This window comes from Halovenus salina (genome assembly GCF_026410925.1).
GTDB classification, from domain to species: domain Archaea; phylum Halobacteriota; class Halobacteria; order Halobacteriales; family Haloarculaceae; genus Halovenus; species Halovenus salina.
This window is the reverse complement of the sequence record NZ_CP112972.1, coordinates 3,280,260-3,307,065: the sequence shown is the minus strand read 5'-3', so window position 1 is coordinate 3,307,065 and position 26,806 is coordinate 3,280,260. Positions and strand designations below refer to the sequence as shown.

26 protein-coding genes and 1 tRNA gene are annotated in these 26,806 nt (G+C 60.4%); 15 read left to right on the top strand and 12 right to left on the bottom strand.

Features of this window, described 5'->3' with window-relative positions:
• Position 1: 1 nt before the first annotated feature.
• Positions 2-1,918 (bottom strand): ABC transporter ATP-binding protein, encoded by a 1,917-nt coding sequence (locus OSC37_RS16690; RefSeq protein ID WP_267162560.1) that lies wholly within the window; start codon positions 1,916-1,918, stop codon positions 2-4.
• 158 nt (positions 1,919-2,076) lie between these two features.
• Here OSC37_RS16690 and OSC37_RS16685 point away from each other — a divergent pair.
• The 3 genes from OSC37_RS16685 to OSC37_RS16675 all read left to right on the top strand — a co-directional run bounded on the left by OSC37_RS16685 (position 2,077) and on the right by OSC37_RS16675 (position 3,601).
• Positions 2,077-2,147 (top strand) — tRNA-Gly (locus OSC37_RS16685).
• A 195-nt stretch (positions 2,148-2,342) separates the two neighbouring features.
• Complete coding sequence (locus OSC37_RS16680) at positions 2,343-3,449, top strand: tyrosine-type recombinase/integrase (protein WP_267162559.1); 1,107 nt, start codon at positions 2,343-2,345, stop codon at positions 3,447-3,449.
• A 2-nt stretch (positions 3,450-3,451) separates the two neighbouring features.
• Complete coding sequence (locus OSC37_RS16675; RefSeq protein WP_267162558.1) at positions 3,452-3,601, top strand: hypothetical protein; 150 nt, start codon at positions 3,452-3,454, stop codon at positions 3,599-3,601.
• Between the two features lie 530 nt (positions 3,602-4,131).
• Here the strand turns inward: OSC37_RS16675 and OSC37_RS16670 are convergent.
• Positions 4,132-5,262 (bottom strand): PDDEXK family nuclease, encoded by a 1,131-nt coding sequence (locus OSC37_RS16670; protein WP_267162557.1) that lies wholly within the window; start codon positions 5,260-5,262, stop codon positions 4,132-4,134.
• Between the two features lie 205 nt (positions 5,263-5,467).
• On the opposite strand from OSC37_RS16670, the gene tnpC reads away from it, so the two are divergent.
• Complete coding sequence (tnpC, locus tag OSC37_RS16665; protein ID WP_267161728.1) at positions 5,468-6,904, top strand: IS66 family transposase; 1,437 nt, start codon at positions 5,468-5,470, stop codon at positions 6,902-6,904.
• Between the two features lie 151 nt (positions 6,905-7,055).
• Positions 7,056-7,340: a DUF7545 family protein gene (locus tag OSC37_RS16660; RefSeq protein WP_267162556.1), complete on the top strand. Its 285-nt coding sequence runs from the start codon at positions 7,056-7,058 to the stop codon at positions 7,338-7,340.
• Here OSC37_RS16660 and OSC37_RS16655 read toward each other — a convergent pair.
• From OSC37_RS16655 to OSC37_RS16645, 3 genes are all read right to left on the bottom strand, one after another.
• On the bottom strand, positions 7,337-8,002 hold the full coding sequence (locus tag OSC37_RS16655) for a 2,5-diamino-6-(ribosylamino)-4(3H)-pyrimidinone 5'-phosphate reductase (protein ID WP_267162555.1): 666 nt from the start codon (positions 8,000-8,002) through the stop codon (positions 7,337-7,339). The two genes, OSC37_RS16660 and OSC37_RS16655, sit on opposite strands and share 4 nt — an antisense overlap.
• 52 nt (positions 8,003-8,054) lie before the next feature.
• On the bottom strand, positions 8,055-9,974 hold the full coding sequence (locus tag OSC37_RS16650; protein WP_267162554.1) for a beta-CASP ribonuclease aCPSF1: 1,920 nt from the start codon (positions 9,972-9,974) through the stop codon (positions 8,055-8,057).
• A 189-nt stretch (positions 9,975-10,163) separates the two neighbouring features.
• A complete protein-coding gene (locus OSC37_RS16645; protein ID WP_267162553.1) occupies positions 10,164-11,318 on the bottom strand; it encodes a PrnB family protein in 1,155 nt (384 codons plus the stop codon).
• 166 nt (positions 11,319-11,484) lie between these two features.
• On the opposite strand from OSC37_RS16645, the gene kynU reads away from it, so the two are divergent.
• Positions 11,485-12,783: a kynureninase gene (gene kynU, locus OSC37_RS16640; RefSeq protein WP_267162552.1), complete on the top strand. Its 1,299-nt coding sequence runs from the start codon at positions 11,485-11,487 to the stop codon at positions 12,781-12,783.
• 198 nt (positions 12,784-12,981) lie between these two features.
• On the opposite strand, the gene OSC37_RS16635 is transcribed toward kynU, so the two are convergent.
• Together OSC37_RS16635 and OSC37_RS16630 are read right to left on the bottom strand one after the other, a co-directional pair.
• Positions 12,982-14,571 (bottom strand): oleate hydratase, encoded by a 1,590-nt coding sequence (locus OSC37_RS16635; protein ID WP_267162551.1) that lies wholly within the window; start codon positions 14,569-14,571, stop codon positions 12,982-12,984.
• Positions 14,572-14,689: 118 nt separating this feature from the next.
• On the bottom strand, positions 14,690-15,334 hold the full coding sequence (locus OSC37_RS16630) for a helix-turn-helix domain-containing protein (RefSeq protein ID WP_267162550.1): 645 nt from the start codon (positions 15,332-15,334) through the stop codon (positions 14,690-14,692).
• A 235-nt stretch (positions 15,335-15,569) separates the two neighbouring features.
• Here OSC37_RS16630 and OSC37_RS16625 point away from each other — a divergent pair, with 235 nt between their 5' ends.
• The 4 genes from OSC37_RS16625 to OSC37_RS16610 all read left to right on the top strand — a co-directional run bounded on the left by OSC37_RS16625 (position 15,570) and on the right by OSC37_RS16610 (position 18,259).
• A complete protein-coding gene (locus tag OSC37_RS16625) occupies positions 15,570-16,052 on the top strand; it encodes a DUF7984 family protein (RefSeq protein WP_267162549.1) in 483 nt (160 codons plus the stop codon).
• Between the two features lie 131 nt (positions 16,053-16,183).
• A complete protein-coding gene (locus OSC37_RS16620) occupies positions 16,184-17,761 on the top strand; it encodes an MATE family efflux transporter (RefSeq protein ID WP_267162548.1) in 1,578 nt (525 codons plus the stop codon).
• A gap of 44 nt (positions 17,762-17,805) precedes the next feature.
• Positions 17,806-18,000, top strand: a complete 195-nt coding sequence (locus tag OSC37_RS16615) for a hypothetical protein (protein ID WP_267162547.1) — start codon at positions 17,806-17,808, stop codon at positions 17,998-18,000.
• 43 nt (positions 18,001-18,043) lie between these two features.
• Positions 18,044-18,259, top strand: coding sequence for a hypothetical protein (locus OSC37_RS16610; protein ID WP_267162546.1), 216 nt, complete (start codon positions 18,044-18,046; stop codon positions 18,257-18,259).
• Positions 18,260-18,280: 21 nt separating this feature from the next.
• Here OSC37_RS16610 and OSC37_RS16605 read toward each other — a convergent pair whose 3' ends face one another.
• The 3 genes from OSC37_RS16605 to OSC37_RS16595 are packed head-to-tail and all read right to left on the bottom strand — an operon-like array spanning position 18,281 to position 20,130.
• On the bottom strand, positions 18,281-19,234 hold the full coding sequence (locus OSC37_RS16605; protein ID WP_267162545.1) for a DUF5787 family protein: 954 nt from the start codon (positions 19,232-19,234) through the stop codon (positions 18,281-18,283).
• A gap of 45 nt (positions 19,235-19,279) precedes the next feature.
• A complete protein-coding gene (locus OSC37_RS16600) occupies positions 19,280-19,627 on the bottom strand; it encodes a DUF7993 family protein (RefSeq protein ID WP_267162544.1) in 348 nt (115 codons plus the stop codon).
• A gap of 53 nt (positions 19,628-19,680) precedes the next feature.
• Complete coding sequence (locus tag OSC37_RS16595) at positions 19,681-20,130, bottom strand: DUF2240 family protein (protein ID WP_267162543.1); 450 nt, start codon at positions 20,128-20,130, stop codon at positions 19,681-19,683.
• 96 nt (positions 20,131-20,226) lie between these two features.
• Between OSC37_RS16595 and OSC37_RS16590 the strand changes: the two genes are divergently transcribed.
• Positions 20,227-20,598, top strand: coding sequence for a 30S ribosomal protein S8e (locus tag OSC37_RS16590; protein WP_267162542.1), 372 nt, complete (start codon positions 20,227-20,229; stop codon positions 20,596-20,598).
• A gap of 1 nt (position 20,599) precedes the next feature.
• On the opposite strand, the gene OSC37_RS16585 is transcribed toward OSC37_RS16590, so the two are convergent.
• A complete protein-coding gene (locus OSC37_RS16585) occupies positions 20,600-21,598 on the bottom strand; it encodes a phosphate uptake regulator PhoU (RefSeq protein ID WP_267162541.1) in 999 nt (332 codons plus the stop codon).
• A 243-nt stretch (positions 21,599-21,841) separates the two neighbouring features.
• On the opposite strand from OSC37_RS16585, the gene OSC37_RS16580 reads away from it, so the two are divergent.
• Entirely contained in the window at positions 21,842-22,039 is a 198-nt protein-coding gene (locus OSC37_RS16580; RefSeq protein ID WP_267162540.1) for a hypothetical protein, read from the top strand.
• Between the two features lie 28 nt (positions 22,040-22,067).
• The gene (locus OSC37_RS16575; protein WP_267162539.1) at positions 22,068-22,685 is read left to right on the top strand and encodes a transcription initiation factor IIB family protein; all 618 of its coding nucleotides are present in this window, start codon (positions 22,068-22,070) and stop codon (positions 22,683-22,685) included.
• Position 22,686: 1 nt separating this feature from the next.
• Here the strand turns inward: OSC37_RS16575 and OSC37_RS16570 are convergent, their stop codons facing one another.
• Complete coding sequence (locus tag OSC37_RS16570; protein ID WP_267162538.1) at positions 22,687-23,484, bottom strand: RIO1 family regulatory kinase/ATPase domain-containing protein; 798 nt, start codon at positions 23,482-23,484, stop codon at positions 22,687-22,689.
• A 108-nt stretch (positions 23,485-23,592) separates the two neighbouring features.
• Between OSC37_RS16570 and OSC37_RS16565 the strand changes: the two genes are divergently transcribed.
• Positions 23,593-25,707, top strand: coding sequence for an acetate--CoA ligase family protein (locus tag OSC37_RS16565; RefSeq protein WP_267162537.1), 2,115 nt, complete (start codon positions 23,593-23,595; stop codon positions 25,705-25,707).
• On the top strand, positions 25,704-26,768 hold the full coding sequence (locus tag OSC37_RS16560) for a phosphotransacetylase family protein (RefSeq protein WP_267162536.1): 1,065 nt from the start codon (positions 25,704-25,706) through the stop codon (positions 26,766-26,768). Before OSC37_RS16565 ends, OSC37_RS16560 begins: the two co-directional genes overlap by 4 nt.
• Positions 26,769-26,806: the final 38 nt, after the last annotated feature.

Below are 26,806 nucleotides of genomic sequence, written 5' to 3'. Positions count from 1 at the left end.
CTCAGTCCGGGTCGAGTCCCTGCTGTGCGACGCGTTTGCTCGCGCGCTCGACGAACTCCTCGGGCAGGTCACCAATCTCGCCGGCCTGAATCCGCCAGAGATTCGCGTAGAGACCGTTGGCCGCGAGCAGGTCGTCGTGGGTACCGCGTTCGACTATCTTGCCGTCCTCGATGACAAATATCCGGTCGGCGTCACGGACCGTCGACAGACGGTGGGCGATAACGAAGGCCGTCCGGTCGGCCGCGAGGTCGTCGATAGAGCGCTGGATAAGCATCTCCGTCTCCGTGTCGACAGCAGAGGTCGCCTCGTCGAAGACCAGAATCTCGGGGTGCTGGAGGATAGTGCGCGCGATGGCGACGCGCTGGCGCTGGCCGCCGGAGAGTTTCACGCCACGTTCGCCGACCTCCGTGTCGTACCCTTCGGGCATGTTGGTGATGAATTCGTGGGCCTGTGCCCGTTTGGCAGCCTCCACGACCTCCTCGCGGCTAGCGTCGAACGCACCGTATTTGATGTTCTCGGCGACGCTGCCGTCGAACAGAAAGTTATTCTGGCCGACGTATCCCATCGATTTCCGGAGACTCGACAGTGTGATATCGCGCACGTCGTGGTCATCGACCCGGACCGACCCCTCTGTGGTATCGTAGAGCCGAAGGAGGAGCTTGACAATCGTCGTCTTGCCTGCCCCTGTCGGCCCGACGAGTCCGACCGTCTCACCTGGCTGGACCTCGAAGTCGATGTCTTCGAGCACTGACTCCTCGTCGTATCCGAAGGTCACGTCGTCGAACGCCACCCGCCCGTCGACGGCGTCGAGTTCCATCGCATCCTCGTTGTCTTCGATATTGACTGGGAGGTTCATGACGCCGAGAATCCGCTTGAGCGAGGCGTTGGCGTCCTCGTAGCGGTCGATGATGTTGCTCATCTGTGCGAGGGGGTCGACGAGTCGCTGGGTGAGCAACAGGAAGATGACGAGCGTCCCCTCGGTCAACTCACCAGACAGCGGCCCCGGCGGCCCGTCAAGAATCCAGACGCCGCCGACGACGAAGGTCGCGATAAACGCAAGCGAAGTCAGCGCCTGCAGACCGGGTCGATAGATGAAGTTCAGGCGGAGCGCGAGCCAGTCGAGGCGGAAGTACCGGTAGGAGTGGTCTCTGACGCGCTCGTCCTCGTAGTCCTCGGTGTTCGAGGCCTTGATGACCTGGATGCCGTTGATGTTGTTCTCCAGTCGGCTGTTGAGGTCGCCGACCGACTCACGCACGTCGGAGTACCGTTCCTCGACAAAGCGCATGAACCAGTAGGTGAAAGCGGCCGCAATCGGGACGACAACGAGCGTGACGAGCGCGAGCTGTGGATTGAACCAGAACAACACGACTGTGATACCGACAATGAGGACAGTCAGCTGGATGGCTTGCCCGAACATGTCGTCGAGAAACTGCTCCAGACGGTTGGTGTCGTTCGAGAGAATCGACATCAGTTCTCCGGTCTGGACCTCGTTGAAAAACTCCATGTCGAGCCGTTGCATCTGCTGGTATGTCGCGGTCCGTACCTCGTGTTTGACGCGGTGGGAGAAGAGATTGAGCGAGGACATCCGGACGAAGTTCAGAAACGCCCGGCCAATCATCGCGACTCCCATGAACGCGACGAGGAACCAGAACTGTTCCATCGTCTCGGTCGGCAACCATTCCTGGGGAACCAGCGGCAGGTCGAAGGCCTGGTCGTCCCGGAAGATGGCGTCGATGGCGACGCCAAGCAAGATTGGTGGAACGAGCGAGGCGAATCGCGCGCCGATGGAGGCAAAGATGCCCAGCACGAACCACCGCCTGCTGCCGTGGCCGTATTTCTGGAACAGCGTATACAGCGGCCGTTCGACGCGGTCACGATGCTCGCGGAGATACTCGACATCAATCTGGTCGGTGCTCATTCGCGGTGATGTGCCGGTATCAAGAGTCTTCCCGTGTTAACTGTTCGGACACCGTTCACCCAGTCTGTATATCTGGCCGACACGTCTTCGGCTGTTGTGACCAATACGCAGACGGCATTCGGAACGCTTTTATTACTCACCCCAGTACGGTAGGATGCGCGCTGGTGGTGTAGTGGTATCACAGGACCCTGCCACGGTCCTAACCCGAGTTCAAATCTCGGCCAGCGCACTTCCATCCTCCCGCCTTCTTGCACTTTTCAGCGACCTACAGGTATGAAATAAACATGCACCTCAAGGGTTCTAACGTGGGTCCCAGACTCACGCAACCGCGCAGTATAGCGATTAGAACAAACACTCGGGGTTCTGACCAGTACCCCACCAAAACCTCGACTCAGTTAATGTCTGAGGATAATGCCTCAGACTAATGGCTGACCGAGTTGCGGGTGCGCCCGTCATCATCGACAAGGTCCGGGACGCACTCACCGAGAAACAACTGATCGACTGGAAAGACTACAAGACCGACGTGCTCCAGTGGGCCGCACGGATGGGTAAAGAGCCCAAAAAAGCCGAAGGCTACTCCGACTCCGTCGTGCGACAGATGAGCTACCAAGTCAGCCTGTTCTACAGATGGCTCTGGGAAGACAAAGACAAGTACACGACCACAGTCACCGTCGAAGACATCAACCGCTTCATGAGCGACGTGGCGATGCGTGACACGTCCAACTCCGCGAAGGGAACGAAGCAGAAGTGCATGAAGCGGCTCGTCAAGTACCAGGAACATCGCCGAGGTCGAGAGATGGACTGGGAAGCAAGCTACTCGTTCCACGAGCCCCATAACAAGCCCCGAGACTTCTTGACCAAAGACGAGCGCAAGAAGATTCGTGAAGCCGCGCTTGAGTATGGGTCAGTTCCGAGCTACCATTCGGTGACGCCGGAGGAACGGGATAACTGGAAGTCGTACCTCGCCCAAAGGTTCGGCAAGAGTAAGCGAGATGTATCGCCCGATGACTTCGACCGCGCCAATGGCTGGAAGCTCACGAGTCTGTTCTGGACGACCCTCGACGCTGGACTTAGGCCCGTTGAGGTTCGTCGAGCTCGTGTCCATTGGGTTGATGTGGAGAACAACATGCTCCGGATTCCTCATGACGAGTCGAGCAAGGGCTCGGAGAATTGGACCGTCGCTATCTCGGATCGGACAGCTTCTTCGTTGGAGCGATGGCTTGAGGAGCGGGAGTATTACGAGAAGTACGACGAGTCTGACCGCATTTGGTTGTCGCGTGAGGGGACGCCGTACACGTCAATGTCTTTGGGACGCCATCTCCGGAATCTCTGTGAGGAGGCGGAAATCCCAATCGAGAATCGCCAGATGTCGTGGTATGCCATCAGACACAGTGTTGGGACGTATTTTACGAGGGAGGAAGACCTCGCGGCGGCCCAGGCCCAACTCCGTCACAAGAGCCCGGAGACGACGATGAAGTATGACCAAGCCCCTGTCGAGGACCGCCGCGACGCCCTAGATAAGATGGGCTGATTATGTGTGAAAACGACGAACGCCGTTACCTGACCTACGAGGATACGGAGTACATCCTAAAGCACGTCGAGATCGATGACCCGATGGCGAAACTCATCTTGATTAAACCTCGCCTCCTCAGAGGGATGGAACAGTCGGACACAGAAGTATAAGAAGGGTTACATAATATCACCGTCTATCTTCTAATGGGCCCACTAATAGGCACACGCAAGTCACCTGGGTTCCAGCCCTTCTGACAGGGTGCCATGTGCCAGTCTGAATTTCGGAAGGTGGAGCTGGCCCTGTGGAGGCCAGCGTTCCGTTTTCTTCTCGCACTGGAGTTACTCGTTCTTAGGATTTGATGGCATCCATCATTCGATTTGAGCCGATCTATTCACCGATTGGGATAACTTCTGACATCACCCCCGAAGATGTAGGGTCATGCCGACTCCAAGTTACAGAAGGCTGTAGTGATCGCACGAAAGTGAGTACGGACCACGCTGGCCCGGCCGGAGCCTCTGATCTATCCCTCGAACGGCCGATCCTGGCCATCGGGAGAGACAGCCCGACTCAGCCAACACGTTGCTGGCTCCCCTGCTGTGGGGCGGCAATCCCACCAAAGAGGTCGACAACGCTAACCCATCCAATCGCCCAACCAACCACCCCGACCGTTGTTTCGGCCCGTCGTCGCCCTCCGCACTTGCTAATCGTTAGTGACGAGAACTTCGTGTCCAGTCTCCACCAGCTTCACGAACTCATCGGCGACTTCCGCTAAGAAGTCCTCGTCGTTTAGTACTCCCGGGGAATCAGTCTCCCAGTTGCCAACGACGATGCGGTCACGGGATCGATCTTTCACAGTGAACCCACGCTCCGCGAACAGATCGGAATTCTGTCCGAGAGCGTCGAGAACCCCGGCATCATCCCCGAAGTAATCGATAGCCACCAGCACAGATCCCCAGGTGGCGGGTCGGAAATAAAGCGTATATCGGACGTCAGCCGGATGGTCCGGGTGTGGCGATGCGAAGTACGGGCGGTAACCATCCAAGTCCTGAAATACGATTCTGGATGAATCAGTACCGACGACAGAACTCAACCTCGGTGAGACAAGTTCGGCAAGAGTCCGTGCCACGTCGGGATACGTCGGATTCGATTCCCGCTCCGGACGGACACGTGATAGGCTGTAATCGACGACCGTGTTGGTACCGAGGACCGTCTGACCAGCCGCTTCTGATTCAAACATCTGTACCTCGGCACATTGCATATCGAGACCTTTGTCGAGGAGATAGCGGGTGTTCTGACGCGTCTGTGATGTAATTTGTTCGGCGACAATCACTATCCGCTGTGCCGCGTTGAAGTCTTCCGGATCCAGCGTGTCACCGAACACAGCTTCAAACGCTGAGGCGAGGTCTTGTGCGGGTGTAGCCGCGTCGCTGACGCTCCACTGGCCGCTTGCGACGTCCTCACGGTATTGTTGATAAATATCGTTCAGGCGGTCGTACGTGCACGAGGCGAGGTCTTGCGCGTAGTTCTGTGGTTGGCTGAGGATCGTTTCTTCGCTTGCACTTCCGGATCCGCTCTGACCGATCTTGAGCTCAAAAATAAGGAGATTTCCATACTGATCGAGCCCCAGAAGATCAAGGATTCCGCTTTCGACGGATGTCTGGCGACCGAATATGAACACGGTCTCGTCCAACAGCACCTGAGGATTGGCATGGAGAATCGATTCAAGCACGGACTCGTTTTCAATGTTAGACCTCGCCAACTCGTCAGCGGCAAATTCTGAGTTGCTCTGAGCGAGGTCAAAAGTGCGCATGGAACCTCCATCGACAACCATCAATATATTTCTGGTGTGTTGTATATTCTAACCGGTTGTAATTTCTTTTATAATACGTGTTTACCCCCAGAACGATTTCGCCACTCTCTCGTAAGTTGCCCCTGATCTCACGGTAGAGCAATGCAGACGACAGGGTGTTACCCGAGGGACGGTCTCCGGCAGGGAGACCGTCCCGCGTCGTCTGCACTGGTCAGGAGGTGTTGTCATGGTCAGTGACAAGAAAGTGGACCAACTGCTTGAGCGAATCACTGCTCTTGAAGATCGTGTTGATGACCTTGAACAAGAGAATGAAGAGCTCAAGCAAGAGAATCAGCAACTCCGTAAGGAAAACAAGCGCCTCAGAGCCAAACTTCGATGGTACGAAGGGCCGCATACACCACCGAGCAAGGATCAAGCAAATCAAGACGAGTCGTCCTCGTCTGATGGAGACGAGGACGACGAACAGCCACGTACTGACGGTGGCAGTCCTGGTCGAAATCCCGGACACGATCCAGAGTGGCGAACTGCACCTGATCCGGATCGAGAAATCGAGGTTACCTGTGACTGCTGTCCAGACTGTGGTGAAGTGTTTGACGAGTCGGCGGGCGTCAGCCCCCGACTCGTCGAAGAAATCCCGGACCCACAGCCACCGGAAGTTACACAGTACAACCGCCACCACTACGAGTGCCACTCTTGCGGGTCCGAAACTGTTGCTTCACACCCCGACTGCCCCGATGAGGGGCAGTTCGGGGTGAATGTCATCGCACAAGCCGCTCTGTCTCGATACGATCACCGCCTCCCATACCGGAAGATCGCTGATCGCTTCGAACAACTACACGGACTGGAGTTCACGGGCGCGTCCGCGTGGCACGCGACCGAGCGCGCTGCGCGCGCCGGTCGCTGTGAATACGAGCGAATACGCCAGCACATTCAGGACGCTGAGGTCGTTCACGTTGATGAGACAGGAATCAAACGAGATGGCGAACAGGCGTGGATCTGGACGTTCACCACGGAAGAGCACACGCTCTACGCGGTTAGGGAGAGTCGAGGAAGCGATGTTCCCGCGGAAGTCCTCGGCGAGGACTTCGCAGGAACGGTCATCTGTGATGGATGGAGGGCATATCCAGCCTTCAGCGAGACGCTTCAGCGGTGTTGGGCACATATTCTTCGGGAAGCTGAACAAGCCGCTGAACAGCAGGACGAAGGCGAACCAATCTACCGTGCTCTCAAACAGCTGTACGTTGCTCTCCAGACTCAGCTGGAGAGCGACTTGTCACTGCGCGAACGGGCAGAACTCCAGCGTGTAGCACGGAGAGAGCTTGAATCGTTGATTGAGCGGTCAGTTCCCGACGGACCAGTGGCAACACTACTCGGGAAGATCGAAGGAGGTCTCGACCACTGGCTCACCTTCGTCGGTGAGCCAGCGGTCTCTCCAACGAACAACGCTGCAGAAAACGCGCTTCGTGAACCGGTGGTTCTCCGGAAACTCATCGGTACGCTTCGAAATGACCGAGGCATGTTCGTTCACGAGACGCTGCTGTCCCTGCTGGCGACGTGGAGCCAGCAGGGACGCAATCTCTACGAGGAACTCAAGCGAGTTGCTCGGGACAACGAAATGATTTCACGGGCTCACGCCGTGCCAGTTGTTGCATCCTCGGGGTAAACACGTACGATTGGTTTATTCACCTCAAAGACAGAGATACACAGGCGCACCTCTTCGTCGACTGGATTCGGCCTTGGGTTATACTGGCATATAGCCTCACGACTACTCACCCAGTCGCAGGGTCTTTATTACAGACTCTCGAAAGGAAGGTATGGCACAAGAATCCGCAACAGTCAGTATCGAAATGGACGGAGACAGCGACGAGTTCGAGATTCCCCTCGCCCTCACCGAGGCCCTGAGCGAGGACGAGGAGAGCTCCGCAGAGGTCGTCGGCAACCTCGCTCTTCTAGGACTGGCACAGCAGGCCCACGGCATCGTCCACCACGGCCACGGCGATGTCGGCGAGGCACTCGAAGCCGCAGAGGAGGCAACCCTGGACGAGTTCGAAGAGCGGTTCGGCCAGAGCTTCCAGGAGATGACCGGCCACAACCACTAAGCCGGCACGTCGTACTCTAGAACGACACCCGAGTCGACACGCTCGACGCGTTCGAGGTCGAGCTGTGGGAAATCCTCGACGAAGCCGTCGCCGTCGGAAAGCGTCGGCGCGTCTCTGCCGCCGATGACCACCGAGCCGACGAACACCGAGAGGCGGTCGACGAGTCCTTCTTCGAACAGCGAGAAAATAATTTCGCCGCCGCCCTCGACGAACAGCCGCTCGATGCCGTGAGACTGGAGTTCGTCGAAGGCACCAGCCAGGTCGGCTCTGTTCTCGCCGGTCGCGATGACGGTCGCATCCTGTTCTTCCATCTGGGCGACGAAATCCGAGGGTGCAGCCTCGCTGACGAGGAGGTACGTCTCGGCGCTGTCGTCGAGCACCGTCGCGTTCGGCGGCGTCCGGATATGTGAGTCGGCTACAACCCGGGCGGGATTTTCAGCTAGTCCCTTCTCACGGCGGTTCTCACGGCGGTCGGCGCTGTCGATAGTGAGCGATGGGTCATCGGCAAGAATCGTCCCGACACCGACCATCACCGCGTCGCTCTCTGCGCGCAGGCGGTCGACACGGTCGAAATCATCGTCGCCGCTGATGGCGATCTGTTCGCGCCGCCGCGACGAGAGTTTCCCGTCGGCGCTGATTGCGGCGTTTACTCTGACGTGCATACCGCATTCTCCGTGGCTCCAGACAAAAAGTCGTCTTTTCGCAGTCGTCGAGCTATATAAACCGGAACGTTTCGAGGTTCTTCGGTGCGAAGGTCCGCATGTTGAAGTCGTGGTACAGTGCCGACGAGAGGTCCTGTGTCGAGCGTTCGTCGCCGTGGACACAGAGGACTTTCTCCGGACGGGGGTTCATTGTTCGCACGAAGTTCTCAAGTCCTTGCCGGTCGGCGTGGCCGGAGAAGCCGTCGACAGTCTCGACATCCATATCCAGTGTCAGCGAACTCCCACGGCCGTTCCGACCGCCGATAGGAATCTCGCGACGACCGCTCTGGATACGGCTTCCGAGCGTGCCCTCGGCCTGGTAGCCGACGAAGACGAGTGTCGAGTCCTCTTCCGAGCCGAGATGTTCGAGCCAGGACATAATCGGCCCACCCTCCATCATTCCCGAGGTCGAGAGGACGATACAGGGCCCGTCGTCGGCGACTTCCTGCCGTTCGTCCTCGCCGCCGTCGATATGGTTGAACTGGTCGGCGAGGAAGGGGTTGGCGTCGTCGTGGAAGATGCGCTCGCGGAGGTCGTCGCGCAGGTACTCGGGGTAGGTGGTGTGAATCGCCGTCGCCTCCCATATCATCCCGTCGAGATGGACTGGGACGGTGGGGATTTCGCCCTCGCGCATTGCCTCTTCGAGCACGAGCATGATTTCTTGTGACCGACCGACTGCGAAGGCGGGAATCACGACCTTTCCGTCGCGTTCGAGCGTGTTCTTGATGACGTGTTTCAGCTTCCGTTCTGAGTCTTCCTGGTCGGTCTGGTAGTCGTTGCGGCCGCCGTAGGTCGACTCCAGCACGAGCGTCTCGACCCGTGGGAAGTCGTTGACAGCGCCGTTGAACAACCGCGTGTCGTCGTAGTGGATGTCTCCCGAGAAGGCGACGTTGTAGAGCCCGTCCCCGATGTGGAAATGCGAGATGGAGGAGCCGAGGATGTGACCAGCGTTGTGGAACGTGAGCTTGATATCCGGCGCGATGTCGGTCACGTCGCCGTACTCGAGCGGGATGGTATGTTTGATTGCCTCCCGGACCATCTCAGACTCGTACGGCGGCGCACGCCCTTCCTTGGCGGCGACATCGAGGTAGTCGAGCGTCAGCAGCCCCATCAGGTCCCGCGTCGGCTCTGTCGTGTAAATCGGGCCGTCGTAGCCGTACTTGAACAGAAGCGGAATCAGCGCAGAGTGGTCGAGGTGGGCGTGTGTCAGGACGACAGCGTCGAGCGAGTTCGCACCCGACCCGAGCGCCTCGGGAACTTGGAGGTACGGCACCTCGTCCTCGGAGCCTGGCTTGTCGCCACAGTCGACAAGAACACGGGTCTCCGGCGTCGAGAGGATGAACGATGCCCGACCGACCTCACGACAGCAGCCGAGCGTCGTGATACGGACCCACTGGTCGTCCGACATCTCCTCGCGGTGAATCTGTCTGCCGATGCGTTCGAGGATATCCCGACGTTCGTTGCGTTCCTGTTTGAGGAAGTTCCGGACGTTTTTGACCGTCGAGGATTCGATTGGCGGCGTCCGGACGACCTCGGGCGTCCAGCCGGTCTCCTGGGTAATCTCACGGAGGGTCGTGCCGTGGCGTCCGATGACCATTCCCGGCTTCTCCGCCTCGATGACGACCTCACCCGTGTCGACGTGGAAATCGAGGTCGGTCACGCCGGCCTCGTCCGGGATGACGTCGAGGACCTGCTCTCGGGCTTCCTCAGCTCGCGACAGCGAAGCGGGGTCGGGTCGAACGGTGATTCGCTTGCGGAGCTGTGAGGCGAGCTGCCTGACGAGGTCGCCGTCACTGGCGAACCGTTTCGGGTCCCGCGTGTAGATGACAAGCTCCGGGCCCTCGTAGCGGACCTCGGTGATGGTGATATCGTTCGGTACTTCGTCTTCTATCGTCGTCTGTAAGTCTTCGAGTTGGTTTTCTACCGTGCTCATAGCTCAGAAATGCCTGCTAACTGTCGTGCCACGTTGTCGGATTCAGTAGGTGGACGAATCATCGTGAACGGTTACTTTCCGCGTAACAGCTATATCCGGACGAACTGCCCGGAAAACCGCTCTTATTTGGCTCTTAACCCTCGTGGTTTTAAAACCTTCGCAAGTGCGCTCGAACCGACCTGTCAGTACTCAGAGTTTGTGTGCTTCAGTGTTCGACTGTAACGTCTGCAGGAACGACTCGTAATCCGTTCCGCCCGTGCCTGCCGAGTCACCGGTCATCCGCCGGATATATGCCATCGTCTGGCCGAAGTGGACGGTCCTGAACTCCGTGACTGCCTCGACGCAGTCGTTGTACGCCGTCTGTAGCTCCACACTACTTCCCTCGGCGAAAGACCGGACGCTGGGTCCACGTTCGAGTTCGTCTACCACGGCGAGATGGTCCGCTGGCATGTACGACCGGAGTGCGTCCAGATGGCTGGTCAATCCGGTCATACCGTGGTCGATACCGAGGGCTGCGTCGATCGACGGGAGCGCGAGGCTCTGTGCGCCTGACCCTCCTCGGTGGTGTTGTGGCTCGCCGTCGAGCGCGTTGACTCCCTCGTAGACCACACCGTCGAAGCCGTCGTAGTACGGGCGAAACTCGCGGGCGAACACTTCGGGGTCATTGTGTTCGTGCATCCGATTCATGATTGCTGTCTGGCGCTCGACGGAGTCCCGAACCGTTGCTAGAGCCTCTAACGCAGCGTTGGAATCGTCGTCGCGAACTGCCGTCTGGAGGCGCTTGCAGGCCGCAAGCCCTGGGGCTGCCGCTGCCTCGATTGCGACGTGAACTTTGACGAACCACTGCTCGTCACGATGGGTCGTGAAATCGACGAGAGTATCCAGATTATCGAGGACAACCCCTTCGGACTCCGACTCGCGCCTGAAGTTGTGCAGACAGAGCACGTCGTAGGCAAGCATTGGCTCTCGGTTCAGTCGCTGCGAGCACTTGTACAGCGGGACCGCGACACCGGCCGGAATGTGGTCTGTCTGCTCCCGCTCGATGTTGTGCACGTACCCGCTTGCGAGAAATCCGGAGACGAGACAGAGCCGCAAGCACGCCCACTCGCTCAGTGAGGAGACGGTACCCGCTGGCACCTCCAGCTCAGAGACGGCAGACCGCAACTCACCTGCCTCAAGCAACTCCGGTAGCTGCTCTGCGAGCGTGTCCATCCGTTCCAGGTACCGGCTAACCTCGGGACTGTACTCGGCCGTGGTGAACGACTGCAGTGGGTCCGTATCGGGCAGAAATCCACGTCCCCCAGCGAGGACCGCATCCACGGATTGACTCCGTTGTGAATTCATTATCGGGAGTTGTGTGGCCCCCATTATGAAACTAGTCATAGTTCTTACATTAATCTGTACAACAGTGGTCAGACGTGGCGTTTATCGAAGAACAACGGGAGATAGACACCATAGTGTGGATGTTCCGGATCGGTAGTTTTGTTACCCATCTCCAAGGACAAGGTGTATGGACGAGAGAACATCTGGTGATGTTGAGGCCGGGGGCGTCGAGCGCGCCCGTCGGCTGGACGAGCAGGACCGACTGTGTGAGTTCGCGGGTCGTTTCGATACCCCAGACGACCTCTATCTGGACGGAAACTCTCTCGGGCCGATTTCCGACAGCGCCGAAACACGGTTAGAGGAGGCCGTCGAGCAGTGGCGCTCGTTCGGTATCAAGGGCTGGTCGGACGCCGAGCCACCGTGGTTCTGGTACGGCGAGCGTCTTGGCGAGCAGCTCGCACCGCTTCTGGGAGCCAGCCCGGAGGAGTGTGTCGCCACAGGCACGACCACGACAAATATCCACACCCTCATCGGCACATTCCTCGACAAGCTCGACGAGAGAACGGGGATTCTCGTCAACGAACTCGATTTCCCGACGGACCACTACGCGATTCGTGCACAGCTCCGCCAGCGCGGACTCGATCCCGACGAGAATCTTCATCTCGTCGAGAGTCGCGACGGACGGACCATCGAGACCGAGGATATCGTCGCTGCGATGGACGAACACGAGGTCGGTATCGTCTTCATGCCCTCGGTGCTCTACCGGAGCGGCCAACTGTTCGATATCGAGACGATTACCAGAGAGGCACACGACCGCGACATCTACGCCGGGTTCGACCTCGCTCACTCGGTTGGCGTTGTTCCACATCAGCTTTCAGAAGACGATGTCGACTTCGCTGTCTGGTGTAGCTACAAGTATCTCAACGGTGGGCCCGGCGCCGTCGGCGGCCTCTACGTGAACGAGCGCCACTTCGGGACCGTCCCCGCACTGGCGGGCTGGTGGGGCCACGAGAAAGAGACCCAGTTCGATATGAACCTCGAATTCACACCCGCCGAGTCTGCTGGTGCCTGGCAGATTACCGCCGTTCCGTTGTTCAGTTCGGCACCGCTTCTCGGTGCACTCGACCTCCACCACGAGGCGGGCATCGACGCGATTAGAGAGAAGTCCGTCGACCTGACCTCGTATCTAATTTCGCTTGTAGACGAGGAGCTATCTACATACGGGTGTGAGGTCGGGACGCCGAGAGAACCAGATCGCCGCGGCGGTCACGTGGCCATCGAACACCCAGAGGCCTACCGCATCAGCCAGGCGCTCAGAGACCGCGGTGCTGTCGTCGACTTCCGTCAGCCGAACGTGGTCCGAGTCTGTCCCGCGCCGCTGTACGTTGGCTTCGAGGAAGTCTGGGAGTTCGTCCAGTTGACCGCTGACATCATCGAGGACGGCATCTACGAATCCTACGAGGAAGACCCCTCGGGCGTCACGTGATAGTTGCTGCAAATACGATTTCGCTGTTCAGTTCGCACCGTGAATTTTCATGCCGATTCCTTTGTATCGTATAGGCTATCTCAGGAAGCCGTTCTCAGATTACACGGGGGCTGTCGACCAACGTAGATTTTCTCAACGAGAATCACCAGAACTTCTCAAAGAGCGTCGAAAAAACAGTGTGTGGTGTCCTGACCGCAGTCAGCGGTATGCCGCGCGGACGGCGTCCGCGAGGACATCGGGGTCCCGGTAGTGTTTGGTCACCGGCGGGACCGTCTCATCGAGGTCGAGCAGGTCGTAGACGGCGGTCATCGCCGACCGGACGGAGTACTCGACGGTAAACACGACGTCACGCGGCTGCTCAGCGTACTGTCCGAGGAACGCCAGATTGTTCGAGCCGTCCGGGACGACCTTGGGCCGGTCACCGGGCTCCCGAGGCTGGAAGTGCGCCGTGATGAACGGCATCATTGCCGGGATACAGGTCACGTCGTCGAGCATCTCTGGGAGTTGTTCCTCGCACTGCAAGTGGTAACACAACTCTTCGAGAATCTCGCGGCCGGTACACTCGGACATCGGTTTCTCCACGTAGTTCCCCTCACGGTCCGGGAATAGGGCATACCCCCAGAACACCTTCACGTCGTCCGGCTGGTTCTCGAAGTGCGGTTGGCTGGCGACGACCGTCGACAGCAGCCAGTTCGACCCAAGGTAGGTGACGAGGCCATTGCCCGGTTCCTCTTGCGTGAACTCGACGATGTGGTCGAACAGCTCGGTGTTGTGCAGGGTGACGGTGAACGACTCCCACTTCGTCTCGGTGACGTTGTCCGCGAACACCGACGGATTCCCGAATTGCGGGTTGTCCTCGGCGATGGACTTCCACAACTCCCACGACGCGCCGGTCTCGTTCAGTTCGGGGACTTCGTCCATCCCGCCGATGGACGACCCGTCGGTCATCGACCCGTTCGTCACGAACACAAGGTCCGACGCGTCGACATCGACGGACTCGGTCCCGCTGTCGGTCTCGCAGTGGATACGTTCGACGGTCCGCCCGCTCCGCGACGGAACGATGTCCATGTCTGTCACCACGTGACCGTACTCGAAGTTGACACCGCGGTCTTCGAGCCAGTGCCGGAGCGGGAGAATCATCGAGTCGTACTGGTTGTACTTCGTCCGGTCGACACCCTCCATCGTGTGTAGCTGCGGGAACTCATGGAGGAACCGGTACATGTACCGCCGGACCTCGGCGGCGCTGTGCCAGGGCTGGAACGCGAAGATAGTTGCCCAGACGTACCAGAAGTTCGTCTCCAGGAACGACTCGTCAAACCACTCCTCGATGCGCGTGTCCCCGAGCTTCGCCTCGGGCGTGAGCAGCAGTCTGGCCAGCGACTGCCGGTGTTGGTCCGTCAGTCCGTACTCTGAGGCGTCGATTCGCTCGCCCTCGTACATTAGCCGTGTCTCCGCGTGCGAGGGGTTCGCGTCGTTGAACTCGTCCATCACGTCCTTGACTGACCGCGAGTCGCCTTCGAGGGACGGAATCGTCTCGAAGAGGTCCCACGTACACTCGTAGGTCGGGTAGTTGAACATCCTGCCGCCCCGGATGAGGTAACCCTCCTCCGGATCGCCAGCGCCGTCCATCGCACCACCAGTAACATCCAGTTTCTCGTAGACGTGGATGTTCTCGCCTGGCATGTTCCCGTCCCGAACGAGGAACGCTGCGCCAGCCAGCGAAGCGATACCGCCACCGACGAAGTGGGCGTGCCGGTCCGCGACGTGTGGCTGCTCATGGATTGTCATCGTTGAATCACTTCACGTACTCCTACGCCCGAATCACGGGTAACCGTTCCCGGTATATATCCAGCCGTTTATACCGGTGTCGTGTTCGCGGATAGCAGTCTCTCGGGGCAGCTCGTCGTCACTGCTCGGAGCTGGCGACCGTGTGACCGACGAGCTTCCGCGTGCCGCGACGGAGCCGCTCAGAGAGGGCAGATGTGGTCACGTCGAGTTCCGCCGCGACCTCCGCGAGGTCGGCTGTCCGAGGGACGTCGAAGTGTCCATGCCGGTAGGCGGCCAACAGGGCTTCACGCTGAGATGCTGTCAGCCCGTAATCATTCGGGGAGTGGGCTGCGGTGCAGAGACGGTGGGGCTGGAAGTCGATGGCGTCGCGCTGGCAGGCGTCACGGAACGCTTCGAGGTCAGTTCGATCGGCGAACTGCGTGCTTACCTTCCACCCGTGTTCAGTCACGAGCGCGCCCATCGGGTACGTCTGCCTGTCTACGAGGGCCGCGTACGTCTCGACGTGTGGCGTGTCGACGGCGACCCGGTACCGGGACTCAACGATGGCCGACTCCATGGCGACGAACTCGACGATACAGTCGTCGCGCAGCAGGGCCGCTTCGACATCGTCCGGGTTGATCTGGGTCACGGAGAACACGAGGACGGGCTGGCCGCTCGTTCCGGAGATGACGTTGTCGACCGTGAGCATTGCGTCGAGTTCGGCCGCCGTGTCACACAGTGGTAGGTTCGAGGCCTCCAACTCGAACTCGCAAACGAGACTCATGTTGGTCGCCTCGAGTCGACGGAGCGTAAAAGAAGGCCTGGTGATTGTCACGACCTGATATCGGAATACCGCGGTACATCTTGGCTCTTCTTGTTGTGCACGGGCGACAGTCTTCCTTTTCGTGTGAGGTCCTCTGAGACCGACCAGAGAGTAGAAGTACTACTGAATAAGGCTTGGTTTCAACCACTGGGACCGACGCGGAAGACTCTCGGTTCTGGGGAGCGGTTACTCGGGTATGCACCTGACACCGGAAGTCGTCGCTCACGAGTACGAGTGGGTGGCCGACAGAGGCGACCGGATTGTCCCACTGGTCAACGAAGTCCGGGCGGACCTGGGTGACCTCTTTGGCACGACGGTCGACACGGTCGAGCAGTCACAGTATCACGACGCGGTCGACGAGGTGTTCGCCGACGGCGACCGCGCGGTAAACGTCGCTGCGCTGGTTCGGCTGCTTCGCAAACTCGATGTCGAGGGAGATTACCCCGGATTCGTCGTCGACGAGTTGCTTGGGCGGGAACTAGCGGGGATGATTGCCGGGACACAGCCGTTCCGACTGCTGGGAGAGGCAACCTTTCACTACGCTGACGTCCACGTCCATCAGGGTGAAACCGCCGGTGTCGACGACCTCGATGCGGCGCTTGCTGCCGGTTTCCAGACGCGCCTGCCGGGCTGGGACTGGACAGACAGTCCGAGTCCGTTCCGTGTCACACGACCATAGCTGCGGACTCGTCAGTTTCAGAACATTCACTACCGGGGAGCCAGTGTCCAGTACTAGTGACAGACGAGTCCCCCACGAATCCTCCACACAGCCCCGCAGACTGCTCGTCCACGTCTCAGGACGGTCGACCGATGACTGACGGCGGCAGCGACGGTGAACGCGACGACGCCGCTCAAAGCGACAGCGACGACTCCCAGGAGTCGATAACTGAAGGAAGTCTGATCCGCCCGCTGTTCCATCTCGCCTGGCCGATTGTGGCCATCCAACTCCTCCAGGTCACCTACAACATCGTCGACACGCTCTATCTAGGTCGCCTCTCTTCGGAGGCGGTGGGTGCCCTCAGTCTGGCGTTCCCGCTTATCTTCCTCATGATTTCGGTCGCCGGCGGATTCACGACTGCCGGCGCGATTCTCGTCGCACAGTACACCGGCGCGGAGGGCGAGACCTCAGCAGGAAAGGTCGTCGGCCAGACCGTCGCTGTGGTCAGTGCCCTCTCGGTCGTCATCGGTGTCGTCGGATACGTTTACACACGGCCTGCGCTCAAACTGCTCCCGAGCGACCCAGATACGTCAGCGCAGGTCATTCCCCTGGCGGCCGATTACATGGAAGTTATTTTCGTCGGCATTCCGCTGATGTTCGGCTTCTTCGTCTTCTCGGCGCTGATGCGGGGGTACGGAGACACGAAGACGCCCATGTACATCATGGTCGTCTCGGTGGTCGGAAATATCGCGCTTGACCCGTTTTTCATCTTCGGGTTCGAGGGCAACCCACTCTTTGACGTGATTGGCGCGACTGGGCTCGAAGCGAGTCTGCTGTCGGCCACCGGATTCACAGGCTGGGGAATCGAGGGAGCAGCCGCCGCAACAATCCTCTCGCGCGGTGTCGCCGCCGCCATCGGGATGTATCTGCTCTTCGGGACGGAAATCGGTCCGGACGTGTCACTCTCAGACCTGTCGCCCGACCTCGGATTCATCGAGGATATCGTTCGCCTGGGTCTGCCAAGTATGGTCGAACAGTCGATGAGTGCGCTCGCCCTCATCGCACTCACCGGCATCGTTGTCACCTTCGCCCCAGCGGTGGTGACCGCGTACGGACTCGGGAATCGAATCATCTCCCTTGTCTTCTTGCCGGCGATGGGACTGGGCCGGGCAATCGATACGATGGTCGGCCAGAATCTCGGAGCCGACAGAGAGGACAGAGCCGCCCGGTCAGTCTATCTGGCGGCGGCAACAGCGGCGGGCGTAATGCTGGCGGTCGCTGTCGTCAGCGTTGTCTTCACCAGGCCGATTGTGAGCGTGTTCCTGGGTGATGTCGAGCGTGCGGCCGAGGTCATCTCCTTGGGCGTCGAGTACCTGCGGATACGGTCGGTCGAATTCGCTTTCATCGGCATCACGCAGGTGTTACTCGGGGCGTTCCGGGGCGCGGGGAACACGAAAACCGCGATGGTCATCTCGATTTGTACACTCTGGGTCGGGCGCGTGGGGACAGTGTCGCTTCTGGTCTTCGGCCTCGGATGGGGAGCGACCGGCGTTTGGGTCGGGATGGCCGCCGGGAACACGCTCGGGGCTGCGGTGGCGGTGCCGTGGTTCCTCCGAGGGACCTGGAAGGAGAAATACATCGACGACGAAGGAGAGATGCCAACAGAGGAAGCCCGACAGACCGGGGAGCAACTCCGTGAGGAGGGACCGTCAGAGTCGGCTGAAGACTGACCGAGAAACCAGAGCCATCAAGTCCTGGCGACCGAAGAGACAGTATGACCAATGCGTCGAAACCGCATGACACCGGATCCCCGGTGTCCCACCTCCTCCAACTCGACCACTGGACGTTTCTGGTCGCATTCGCGCTCGTGGTAGCGAACGTCTTCGTCAACTCTCGAACGCTGAGTGCGATCGCGGCGGTCCTGCTCGGGGTTGCGTTCTGTTACGACCTCTGGGAGTTCTATCGGTAACTGGCTGGCGAATCGTTTTGTATCTCTGTCGCCTACGCCAGGTATGCAGTCGACTGTGCTTCAGGGGTGTGAGGACTGTGCGGATGTCATCCAGCAGTACCCGCTGTTCGCCGGCGTCGTCAGTGTCGTGCTTGGCGGCGGAACGTATGCCGTGATTGCCGCGTTGATGCGCGGTACTGTCGACCCCGTTGCTGTCGGACTGTTCGCCGTTATCTTCGGCGTCTGTTACACCGGAGCGAGATACGCTCTCTCGCGGTAGCTGCGTGGGGTCGGTAACTCGTCACAGAAACGAATCGAGACCCGACTGGCGGCGCTTGCGGCCGGCGGGGTCAGGCTCCCACGGCGACCGCTGTGCCCGGAGAGCGTCGAAGTCGACGGACGGAGCGTCTCCAGAGCAGTACCCCCCGCAGTCAGGACCGCATTCGGTCGCCGGACGGACCGTCTCACCCTTCCAGGGACAGTACGGCAGACCAGCGTCGTCGGGTGCCATCTGTTCGCAATCGGGCAGGTCATACGTGCGCCATCCTTTGCCGTAGGCGCGCTCGGCAACCCGCCGGCGAGCACGCTCGATTGCGCCGGCCGACGCGACACGAATCTCTGTCCGCGCGCTGCTCCGGTCGAGGATTTCGATACCGGCCTCGTCGACCGGGAGCTGGTCGGCCTCCCGGAGTATCTCGCGGTCGCCGGTCTCTGGGTCGAACCGCCAGATGCCGACCTCCGGGGGAATCCTGTTCCTGTGAGCACCCGTGACGTAGGATTCTGTGGCAAGCACAATCTTATCGACCAGACTGAGGGCCACGTCGGTGAGCAGTTGGGTTTCGAGGTCGCCCGGCCGGCCCAGGTCGGGCTTGTTCTCGATGCCGACGACCGTGTCGAACCAGTCGGGGTACCGTGTGGTCTGTCTGACGTAGGTCCGGCTGTTGCGGCGTTCGCGCTCGAAAAACCCCACGTCGACCGCGCGCTCGATGACCTGCTCTGCCGTGTCCGGATGGCAGTCGAAGGCGTCTTTCCAGTACCGAGCAGTACCCGGACCGACGTCACTCTCGATTGCGAGGGACGGAATCGACTCCGGCGTGATTGCGGTCCGTTCGTCGAACGCCGGCCCGGGTTCGATGCGGACGACATCCATGACCCGCCGGCCGTGGACCTGTGTGCCGAGCTGGCGACCCAGGACCGCCTGTTCGCTTGTTTCGAGGTGTGCACACAGCGCCAACTCGAAGGCGAACTCCTGCACGATACTCTGTTCGGCTTCGGGCACAATAGCCGTTGTGTCCAGTCCTCACTCTCCGAGGGTCGCGACGAGACAGTCGACAGCCTCTTTCACCGCCGCGGCGCTCTCGACGGTAAGTCGGTCCTCCTCGACAGTAATGTCACGAAGCGTCTCTGGCTGTACCCACGTGTCAGCAGTCCGGCGGAGTTCGACGGCCTCGGGTAGGAGGACCGCCACAGCGACCGCGTCACCGTCGAGCGTGACAGTGTAGGCTTCGGTCCCCGTCGGAGAGGGTTCTGCGTCCGGGTCCGCATCGACGACATCGACCCGTGAGAGAAGGCCACGCTCCAGTCCAGTCAGCTCGGAGGCGAGGAACTGTCCGATTCGTTTGCCGTCGGTAATCGTATCGTCGACCATTCGGTTATCTCTCCTATCTCGGCGGGGAATACAAAGCTGCTGTCTCGGGGCCGTCACTCCGAAGCGAGCTCCCGCCTGGCGCGGTCGGCCAGCTCCGAGACATCGAGGCCATTTCTGTGGGCATAGAGGACGGCCGCGGCCTCGACTGACACCGCAAGCTCTGCCTGGAGTTCGTTGATATCGGCGACTGCGGTCTGTTTCTCGATGCCAGCATCGACGACGGTGTCGAGGAGTCGCTCGAAGGTCGTCCGTTGCTGGAGGACACTCTCATCTGGTTCGAAGCTCTCGTCGAGTTCGACCGAGCCGACATCGAAGGCGGCGAGCACGTCGTCGCCGGTTCGTTCGAGCAGTCCCTCGGTTGCCGCAACATCGACCAGCCGGGTGGCCTGGTCCGGCGAAAACCAGTCTCTATCCAGCGAGAGCGCGACGATGAACTCGCTTTCGGACATCCGCTCGACCCCGCGATGACGGAAGGGGGCGGCCACCGCTCGACGAAGACTCATCACTCGACAACGGCGGGCCCGACGCGCCTAAATCTTCGGACTTCCGGCACGGCTCGATTCGAGGGGTTGAAGTACGGGCTTCCCGATGATTGCGATATGAAAGACCAGGGACGCTCGACACGGCGTCGTACAGGTGGCCGACAACGACCCAAACGAGACAAGCGCAAACACGAACTGGGCTCGGAGCCGACCGAGACACAGGTCGGCGATATGAAGCTGAAGACGGTCAATGCCCGAGGCGGCACGACGAAGGTTCGGGCCATCACGACCGACACTGCGAGCATCGCGACCGACGACGGTGTCACGTCGGCCGAGATAACGAACGTCGTCGAGAATCCGGCCGACCCGAACTACGCACGCCGGAACATCATCACCCGCGGTGCCATCATTGAGACGAGCGAGGGGACCGCTCGGGTCACCTCCCGACCCGGCCAGGACGGCCAAGTCAACGCTGTTCTCGAAGCGTAACTCAGGGTTCCGGCGCTGCTTTCTGGAGTGCGCTTTCGGCGATGTTTGTCCCGTAGTCGGCGGTCCGCGACAGCGAGTCGACCACGAGACCCAAAACCTGTGCAAGCTGGGAGTCGAACTCGTGAATCTCTCTATCGACATCCCGTACCAGTGACTCAATAGCGTCGACATCGCGTCGAGCCTGCCTGACGAGTTCGAGCGCGGTATCGGAATCCTCGCTCAGCAGTGCCTCCATCGCCGTCTCCGGAACCTCCGAGACTTCGTCGTGAAGCTCCTGGAGCGGCTCCGCCGCTGGCTCGGGAATCTCGCCGACTTCGAGGGCGAGTTCGGCAATCTTCGTCGCGTGGTCGGCGATACGTTCGAGCTGGCGGGCACTCGACTGGAGGTCGAAACAGGTCTCTCGCGAGAAGCCGACCTCGTTTGCGGCCGTCGGATTCCGCAACACCGACCGGAACACGCGTGAGGTCATATACCAGAGGCGGTCGACATCGTCGTCGCGTTCCATCACGTCGTGTGCGAGTTCGTCGTCATCCTCGACAAGTGCCTGCACGGCATCGTCGAGCATCGTCAGCGACACCAGCCGCATCCGCGTGACGGCGTTTTGCATCGACAGCTCCGAGGAGTCGAGCAGGTCCTGTAACACCATTTTCGTCGGCATCTCCTCGATGACCTCGAGGCCAACGAGCCCCTGTGTGGCGTCTCGAATCGTCCGTCGCTCGTCGGCTGTCATCCGGTCTGTCGTCAGCGTAATCACGTCGAAGCCACTCACGTACATCGTCATCACGCCCCGGCGGAGCTCCTCTTCGGCGCTCAGGTCGGAGATATCCAGTTCTCCTTTCGTGCGCCCTTCCTCGGTCTGCGGCGTCAACAACAGCAAGTCCCCCTCTGCGTGAAACTCAACTGTCGAGCCTGAACTCACGCCATTTTCGGTGGCCCACTCTTTGGGCAGCGACACTGTATACGTAGATCCACCTGTCACCTGGACTTTCCGTGTCTCCATACCACCTCTGCGATTCAAATATATATAAAATCTTTGCTCTATATACAAGCTAGCAGCCATGGGTGTGTCACGGGCATCTATTGATATCAACGGAATCGTAGCGTTCTCTCATGAGAGATGTCTCGCAAACACTTCGAGGACTCGGGCACAATATTTGAGTCCAAAAAGCATGATTAATGTATTTTAGGACGTTCTCACCATATGTACGGAACGCTTAACAATATATAATTGTACAGATGTAATATGAAAGCGGACGATTGTGAAACGTCGATAAATCCGGGGCAGTTGCACGAGTACCCAGACCTGGGTCTGGACTGGGCCTACGACGAGACATGTTCGCCAACGACGCTCACACTGTTTGACCCAAGTGACAGCCGTATCGCGACGGCATGGATTACCGTCGACAGTGACGCTGGCGTCTGCCTCGAACAGGCGCGGTGACCCTCGCCGACTGCTCTCTTTCAGGACAATGACAGCCTCATCGGACAAGCGGCAGGACACCAGTACAGAGCCACAGAGTGGGACCGACCGAACAAGCCCGACCCAAAAGCGGCGTCTGGGGGAGCAACTCGACGTCTCGGAGGAGGTGTTGGCCGATGCGGTCGAGCTCTACCAGCAGTTTCGGGAAAGCGACGCCGAGGTCGTCCACGAGGAGGAGCTCCCGGTTGCGGTGCTCTACATCGCTGTCCGACAGAACGGTGTCCCCCGACAGATAGATGAGCTGGCCGCGGTGGCGGACGTCTCGGCTCGCCACCTCTACCGGACTGCCCGGGTGGTGAGTGACACGCTCCAACAGGGGATTCCACCGACCGAACCCGAGCTGTACGTCGGCCGCCTGGCCGACCACTTCGATATCTCCCCGGAGACCGAAGGGAACGCACTGGACGTGCTGGCGCGGGCCAAGGCAGACGGCTATCACATCGGCCGAAAGCCGGCTGGTGTCGCGGCCGCCGCGTTGTACGCCGCCGCCGAAGCGGACCGAACAGAAATCACACAGCGCGCGCTGAGCGAGGCAACCGGCGTTCACATACGCACGGTCCGTGAGAACTACAAGGAGCTTCCGTCGACACCTGAAGAAGAGATCTGAGTTAGCTCAGTTCCGTTTCGAGTTCTCCCTTGGTCTGGAGTGTATCGAAGTCGTGGTCGGGACGGAGATTCACGAAATCCAGATAGGCTTCGGCGTCGAGTAATTGTTCGTCTGTGTAGAACTCGCTGGCCGCTCGAACCGCTGTACGCGCGCCGACGATTGGCTGGAGTGCAGCGAGTGCACAGGCGATATCGTAGGCTCTTGCGTCTTCGATAGCCTGCTCGTTGACTTTTGTCGCGTCGATGAAATAAATCTCGTCGCCGATGACGAGGACGTTCTCGCCGCGCAGGTCGCCGTGGGCGATTCCGGCCTCGTGCATCACCGAGAGCGACTCGAACACCGCCGGCAACAACGCCTCGACTGTCGTGGGGTCGAGCCTGTCGAGTGGTTCGAACTCCGGCAGGAACTCCAGGACGAGCACGCCGTACTCCTCGTATTCGAAGGCCTCGATCGGCTCGGGCGCGTTGATGCCGAGCTCGCGGATCCGACGTGTCGCTTCAAGGTCGTGTTCCGCCATGCTGACCGGCGTCTCGAACCGCTCGAAGAATCCTTCGCTTCTACTTGTGAGCGCACCGAGGTTCCGGCCGGCGGTTAACAGCGCGTGGACGAGCGCGTTCTGGTCGGTGACGATCTTCACGAATAGCTGCTCGTTGACGACACACGGGATCGACAGCCAGTTATCCGAATCAAGCTGGCGGACAGACTCGAAGGCTTCACCCTGTCGGTTCGCAGCCTCTCTGGCGACTGCTTCGATGTCTGCCTGGGGAATCTGGCCGCGAAGCAGCCGTCGGATAGCCATAGGATACCGTGGGTCACCCGCCCAAATAAATCGTTGCATCGAGACCCCGATCCCACACACTGAGGGTGTCCAGCAAGTATATGACCTCGCCGCTGGAAGTGTTCGGCGATGGGTGAACTATCGACTCTGTTTGCCCCCGAGCGCGTTGCGGTCGTCGGTGCCTCTGAGAAAGAGGGAACCGTCGGCTACGCGATAACGAAGAATCTACGCGATGACTTTGCGGAAACTGTCGTCCCGGTTAACCCCAACAGGGACGACGTGCTCGGGTTGGACTGTTATGGGAGTGTCGGTGAGGCTGGTGATATTGATGTCGCGGTCGTGGTTGTCCCACCCACCATCGTTCTGGATGTCGTGCGCGAGGCCGCCGAGGCCGGCGTCGAGGACGTGGTCGTCATTACGGCCGGCTTCGGCGAGTCCGGTGGCGAGGGGTCCGACCGCGAGCGCGACCTCGTTGCACTCGCCGAGGAGTACGATCTCAACCTTGTCGGACCGAACTCGCTTGGCATTATGAGTACAGCCCTCGACCTGAACGCAACTTTCGGGCCGCGAAACGCCTCGCCCGGGAACATCTCGTTTATGAGCCAGTCCGGGGCGTTCATCACGGCGGTGCTCGACTGGGCTGCCGAGCGCAACATCGGCTTCAAGGATGTCGTCTCGCTGGGGAATAAGGCCGTTCTCGACGAAAGTGACTTCGCAAAGGAGTGGGGCGACGACGAGGATACCGACGTTATCCTCGGCTACCTCGAAGACATCACCGACGGCCAGGCGTTCATCGAAACCGCCAGAGAGGTCACACAGGAGACGCCGATGCTGGTCGTCAAATCCGGCCGAACACAGGCCGGCGCGTCGGCCGCAGCCTCTCACACCGGCGCAATCGCTGGCAGCGACGCCGCCTACGAGACTGGCCTCGACCAGGCCGGCGTCTTGCGTGTCGAGTCCGTCCAGGAACTGTTCGACTCCGCCGAGATTCTGGCCGGCCAACCGCTGCCTGAGACTGACGGCGTCGCGATCATCTCGAACGCCGGCGGTCCAGGCGTGATGGCGACCGACGCTGTCGGTGATTCGGACATCTCGCTCGCTGATTTCACAGACGAGACACTCGACCGGCTCCAAGAGTACCTCCCAGAAGAGGCGAACATCTACAATCCGGTCGACATCATCGGTGACGCACCGATAGAGCGCTTCGAGGAGACCATTGACATCGTACTCGACGACGACAACGTTGGGATGGCAATCGTCCTCTCGTGTCCGACGGCGACGCTCTCGTTCGAGGACCTCGCCGACGCGACAGTCTCGCTACAGGCAGAACACGGGACGCCGGTTGCTGCCACGCTGATGGGTGGCACCTCGACCGAAGCGGCCGCCGACCGGCTGAGCGACGCCGGCATCCCGACGTATTTCGACCCCGAGCGCGCGGTCGGCAGCCTCGAAGCCCTCTCGGAATACGCCGAAATACAGGACAAGGAGTACAGCGAGCCCGAGACCTTCGACATCGACCGCGAGCGCGTCTCCGAGATACTCACCTCGGCCGTCGAGGAGGGCCGAACCCAACTCGGCGTCGAGTCGATGGACCTGCTCGACGCCTGCGGCATCGAAACGCCACAGGGCGACGTGGTCGACAGCCCCCGCGAGGCAGAAGCACTCGCCGACGCAATCGAGGGCGACGTGGTGATGAAAATCGTCAGCCCGGATATCACCCACAAGTCCGACATCGGCGGTGTCGAGGTCGGTGTCGCGACTGAGGCTGTCGCCGACACCTACGAGGACCTCGTCGTTCGGGCGCGCAACTACCAGCCCGACGCGGACATCGTCGGCGTCCAGCTTCAGGAGATGGTCGACCTCGACGCCGGTACCGAAACCATCGTCGGCGTCAACCGCGACCCGCAGTTCGGGCCGCTCGTGATGTTCGGGCTCGGCGGTATCTTCGTCGAAATTATGGAGGATACGTCGTTCCGGGTCGCCCCCGTGACGGAATCTGACGGACAGGCGATGATAGACGAGGTCACCTCCTCGCCACTGCTGTACGGCGCACGCGGCCGAGAGCCGGCCGACGTGCCTGCACTGGTCGAGGTAATCCAACGGGTGTCCCAGCTCGTTACCGAGTTTCCGGCGATCACAGAACTGGATATCAACCCCGTCGTGGCAACCCCCGACGGCGCAGCGGCAATCGACCTCCGCCTCACGCTCGACGCTGAGGCACTTCAGACACAGGAACAGCCATGAGTACGCTACTGGTCACATCGACGGACGACGGAACAGGCAAGACTGCAATCACTGTCGCACTGGCGAAACGCCTCCAGGACCGTGGTGAGCGCGTCGGTTACATGAAGCCAAAGGGCACGAGACTCGAAAGTGCCGTCGGCAAGACTCGCGACGAGGACCCGATGCTCGCCCGTGAACTCCTGGGTCTGGGCGCGCAGATGCACACGATGGAGCCGGTGGTGTACTCTCCAACCTTCGTCCACGAGGCGATCCGCGGACGAGAGGACGCGGCCGCGCTCGGCGAACGCGTCGAAGAAGCGTTCGACGAACTCTCGGCGGATGTCGACCACATGGTACTTGAAGGCGGTGGGCAGATTTCCACCGGCGGCATCGTTGACCTCACTGACGTCGACATGGCTGAGCGCCTAGACGCAGAGGTGTTGCTCGTGACCGGCTACGACCGGCCGGAAGATGTCGACGAAATACTTGCCGCTACAGAGCGTATCGGCGACCGGCTGGCCGGCGTCCTGTTCAACGGCGTCTCGCCCGGCGACCTCGACGAACTCACCGAGGACGTGATGCCGTTTCTCGACAGCCGAGGCGTCCAGAGTGTCGGTGTCGTCCCACACGACGAGGCGCTTGCCGGCGTTACCGTCGACGAACTCGCGGACCAGATCGGCGCAGAGTATCTGACGCCGGAGGTGTCCGCCGACGTTCGCATCGAACGGTTCTCCGTGGGTGCGATGGGGAGCGACGCCGCTCTCAAACAGTTCCGGCGGCTGCGAAACGCTGCGGTCATCACCGGCGGCGACCGTTCAGACGTTCAGACCGCCGCGCTCCAGGCCTCTGGCGTCTCCTGTCTGATACTCACCGGCGGCTACCGTCCCTCCCAGGCGGTCCTCGGCGAGGCTGCCGACCAGGGGGTCCCGGTCTTGCTCGTCGAGACGGACACGCGTGCGACAATCGACCGGACCGAGGCACGCCTCCGGTCGGGTCGAACACAGCGCCCCGAGACGGTCGAGCGCATGGCCGACCTGCTCGCAGAGAGTGTCGACCTCGAAACGCTGTTCGAGCTAGCCTGAGAGCGGGTTCCCGGAGAAATCAGACCTGAAAATGCCGG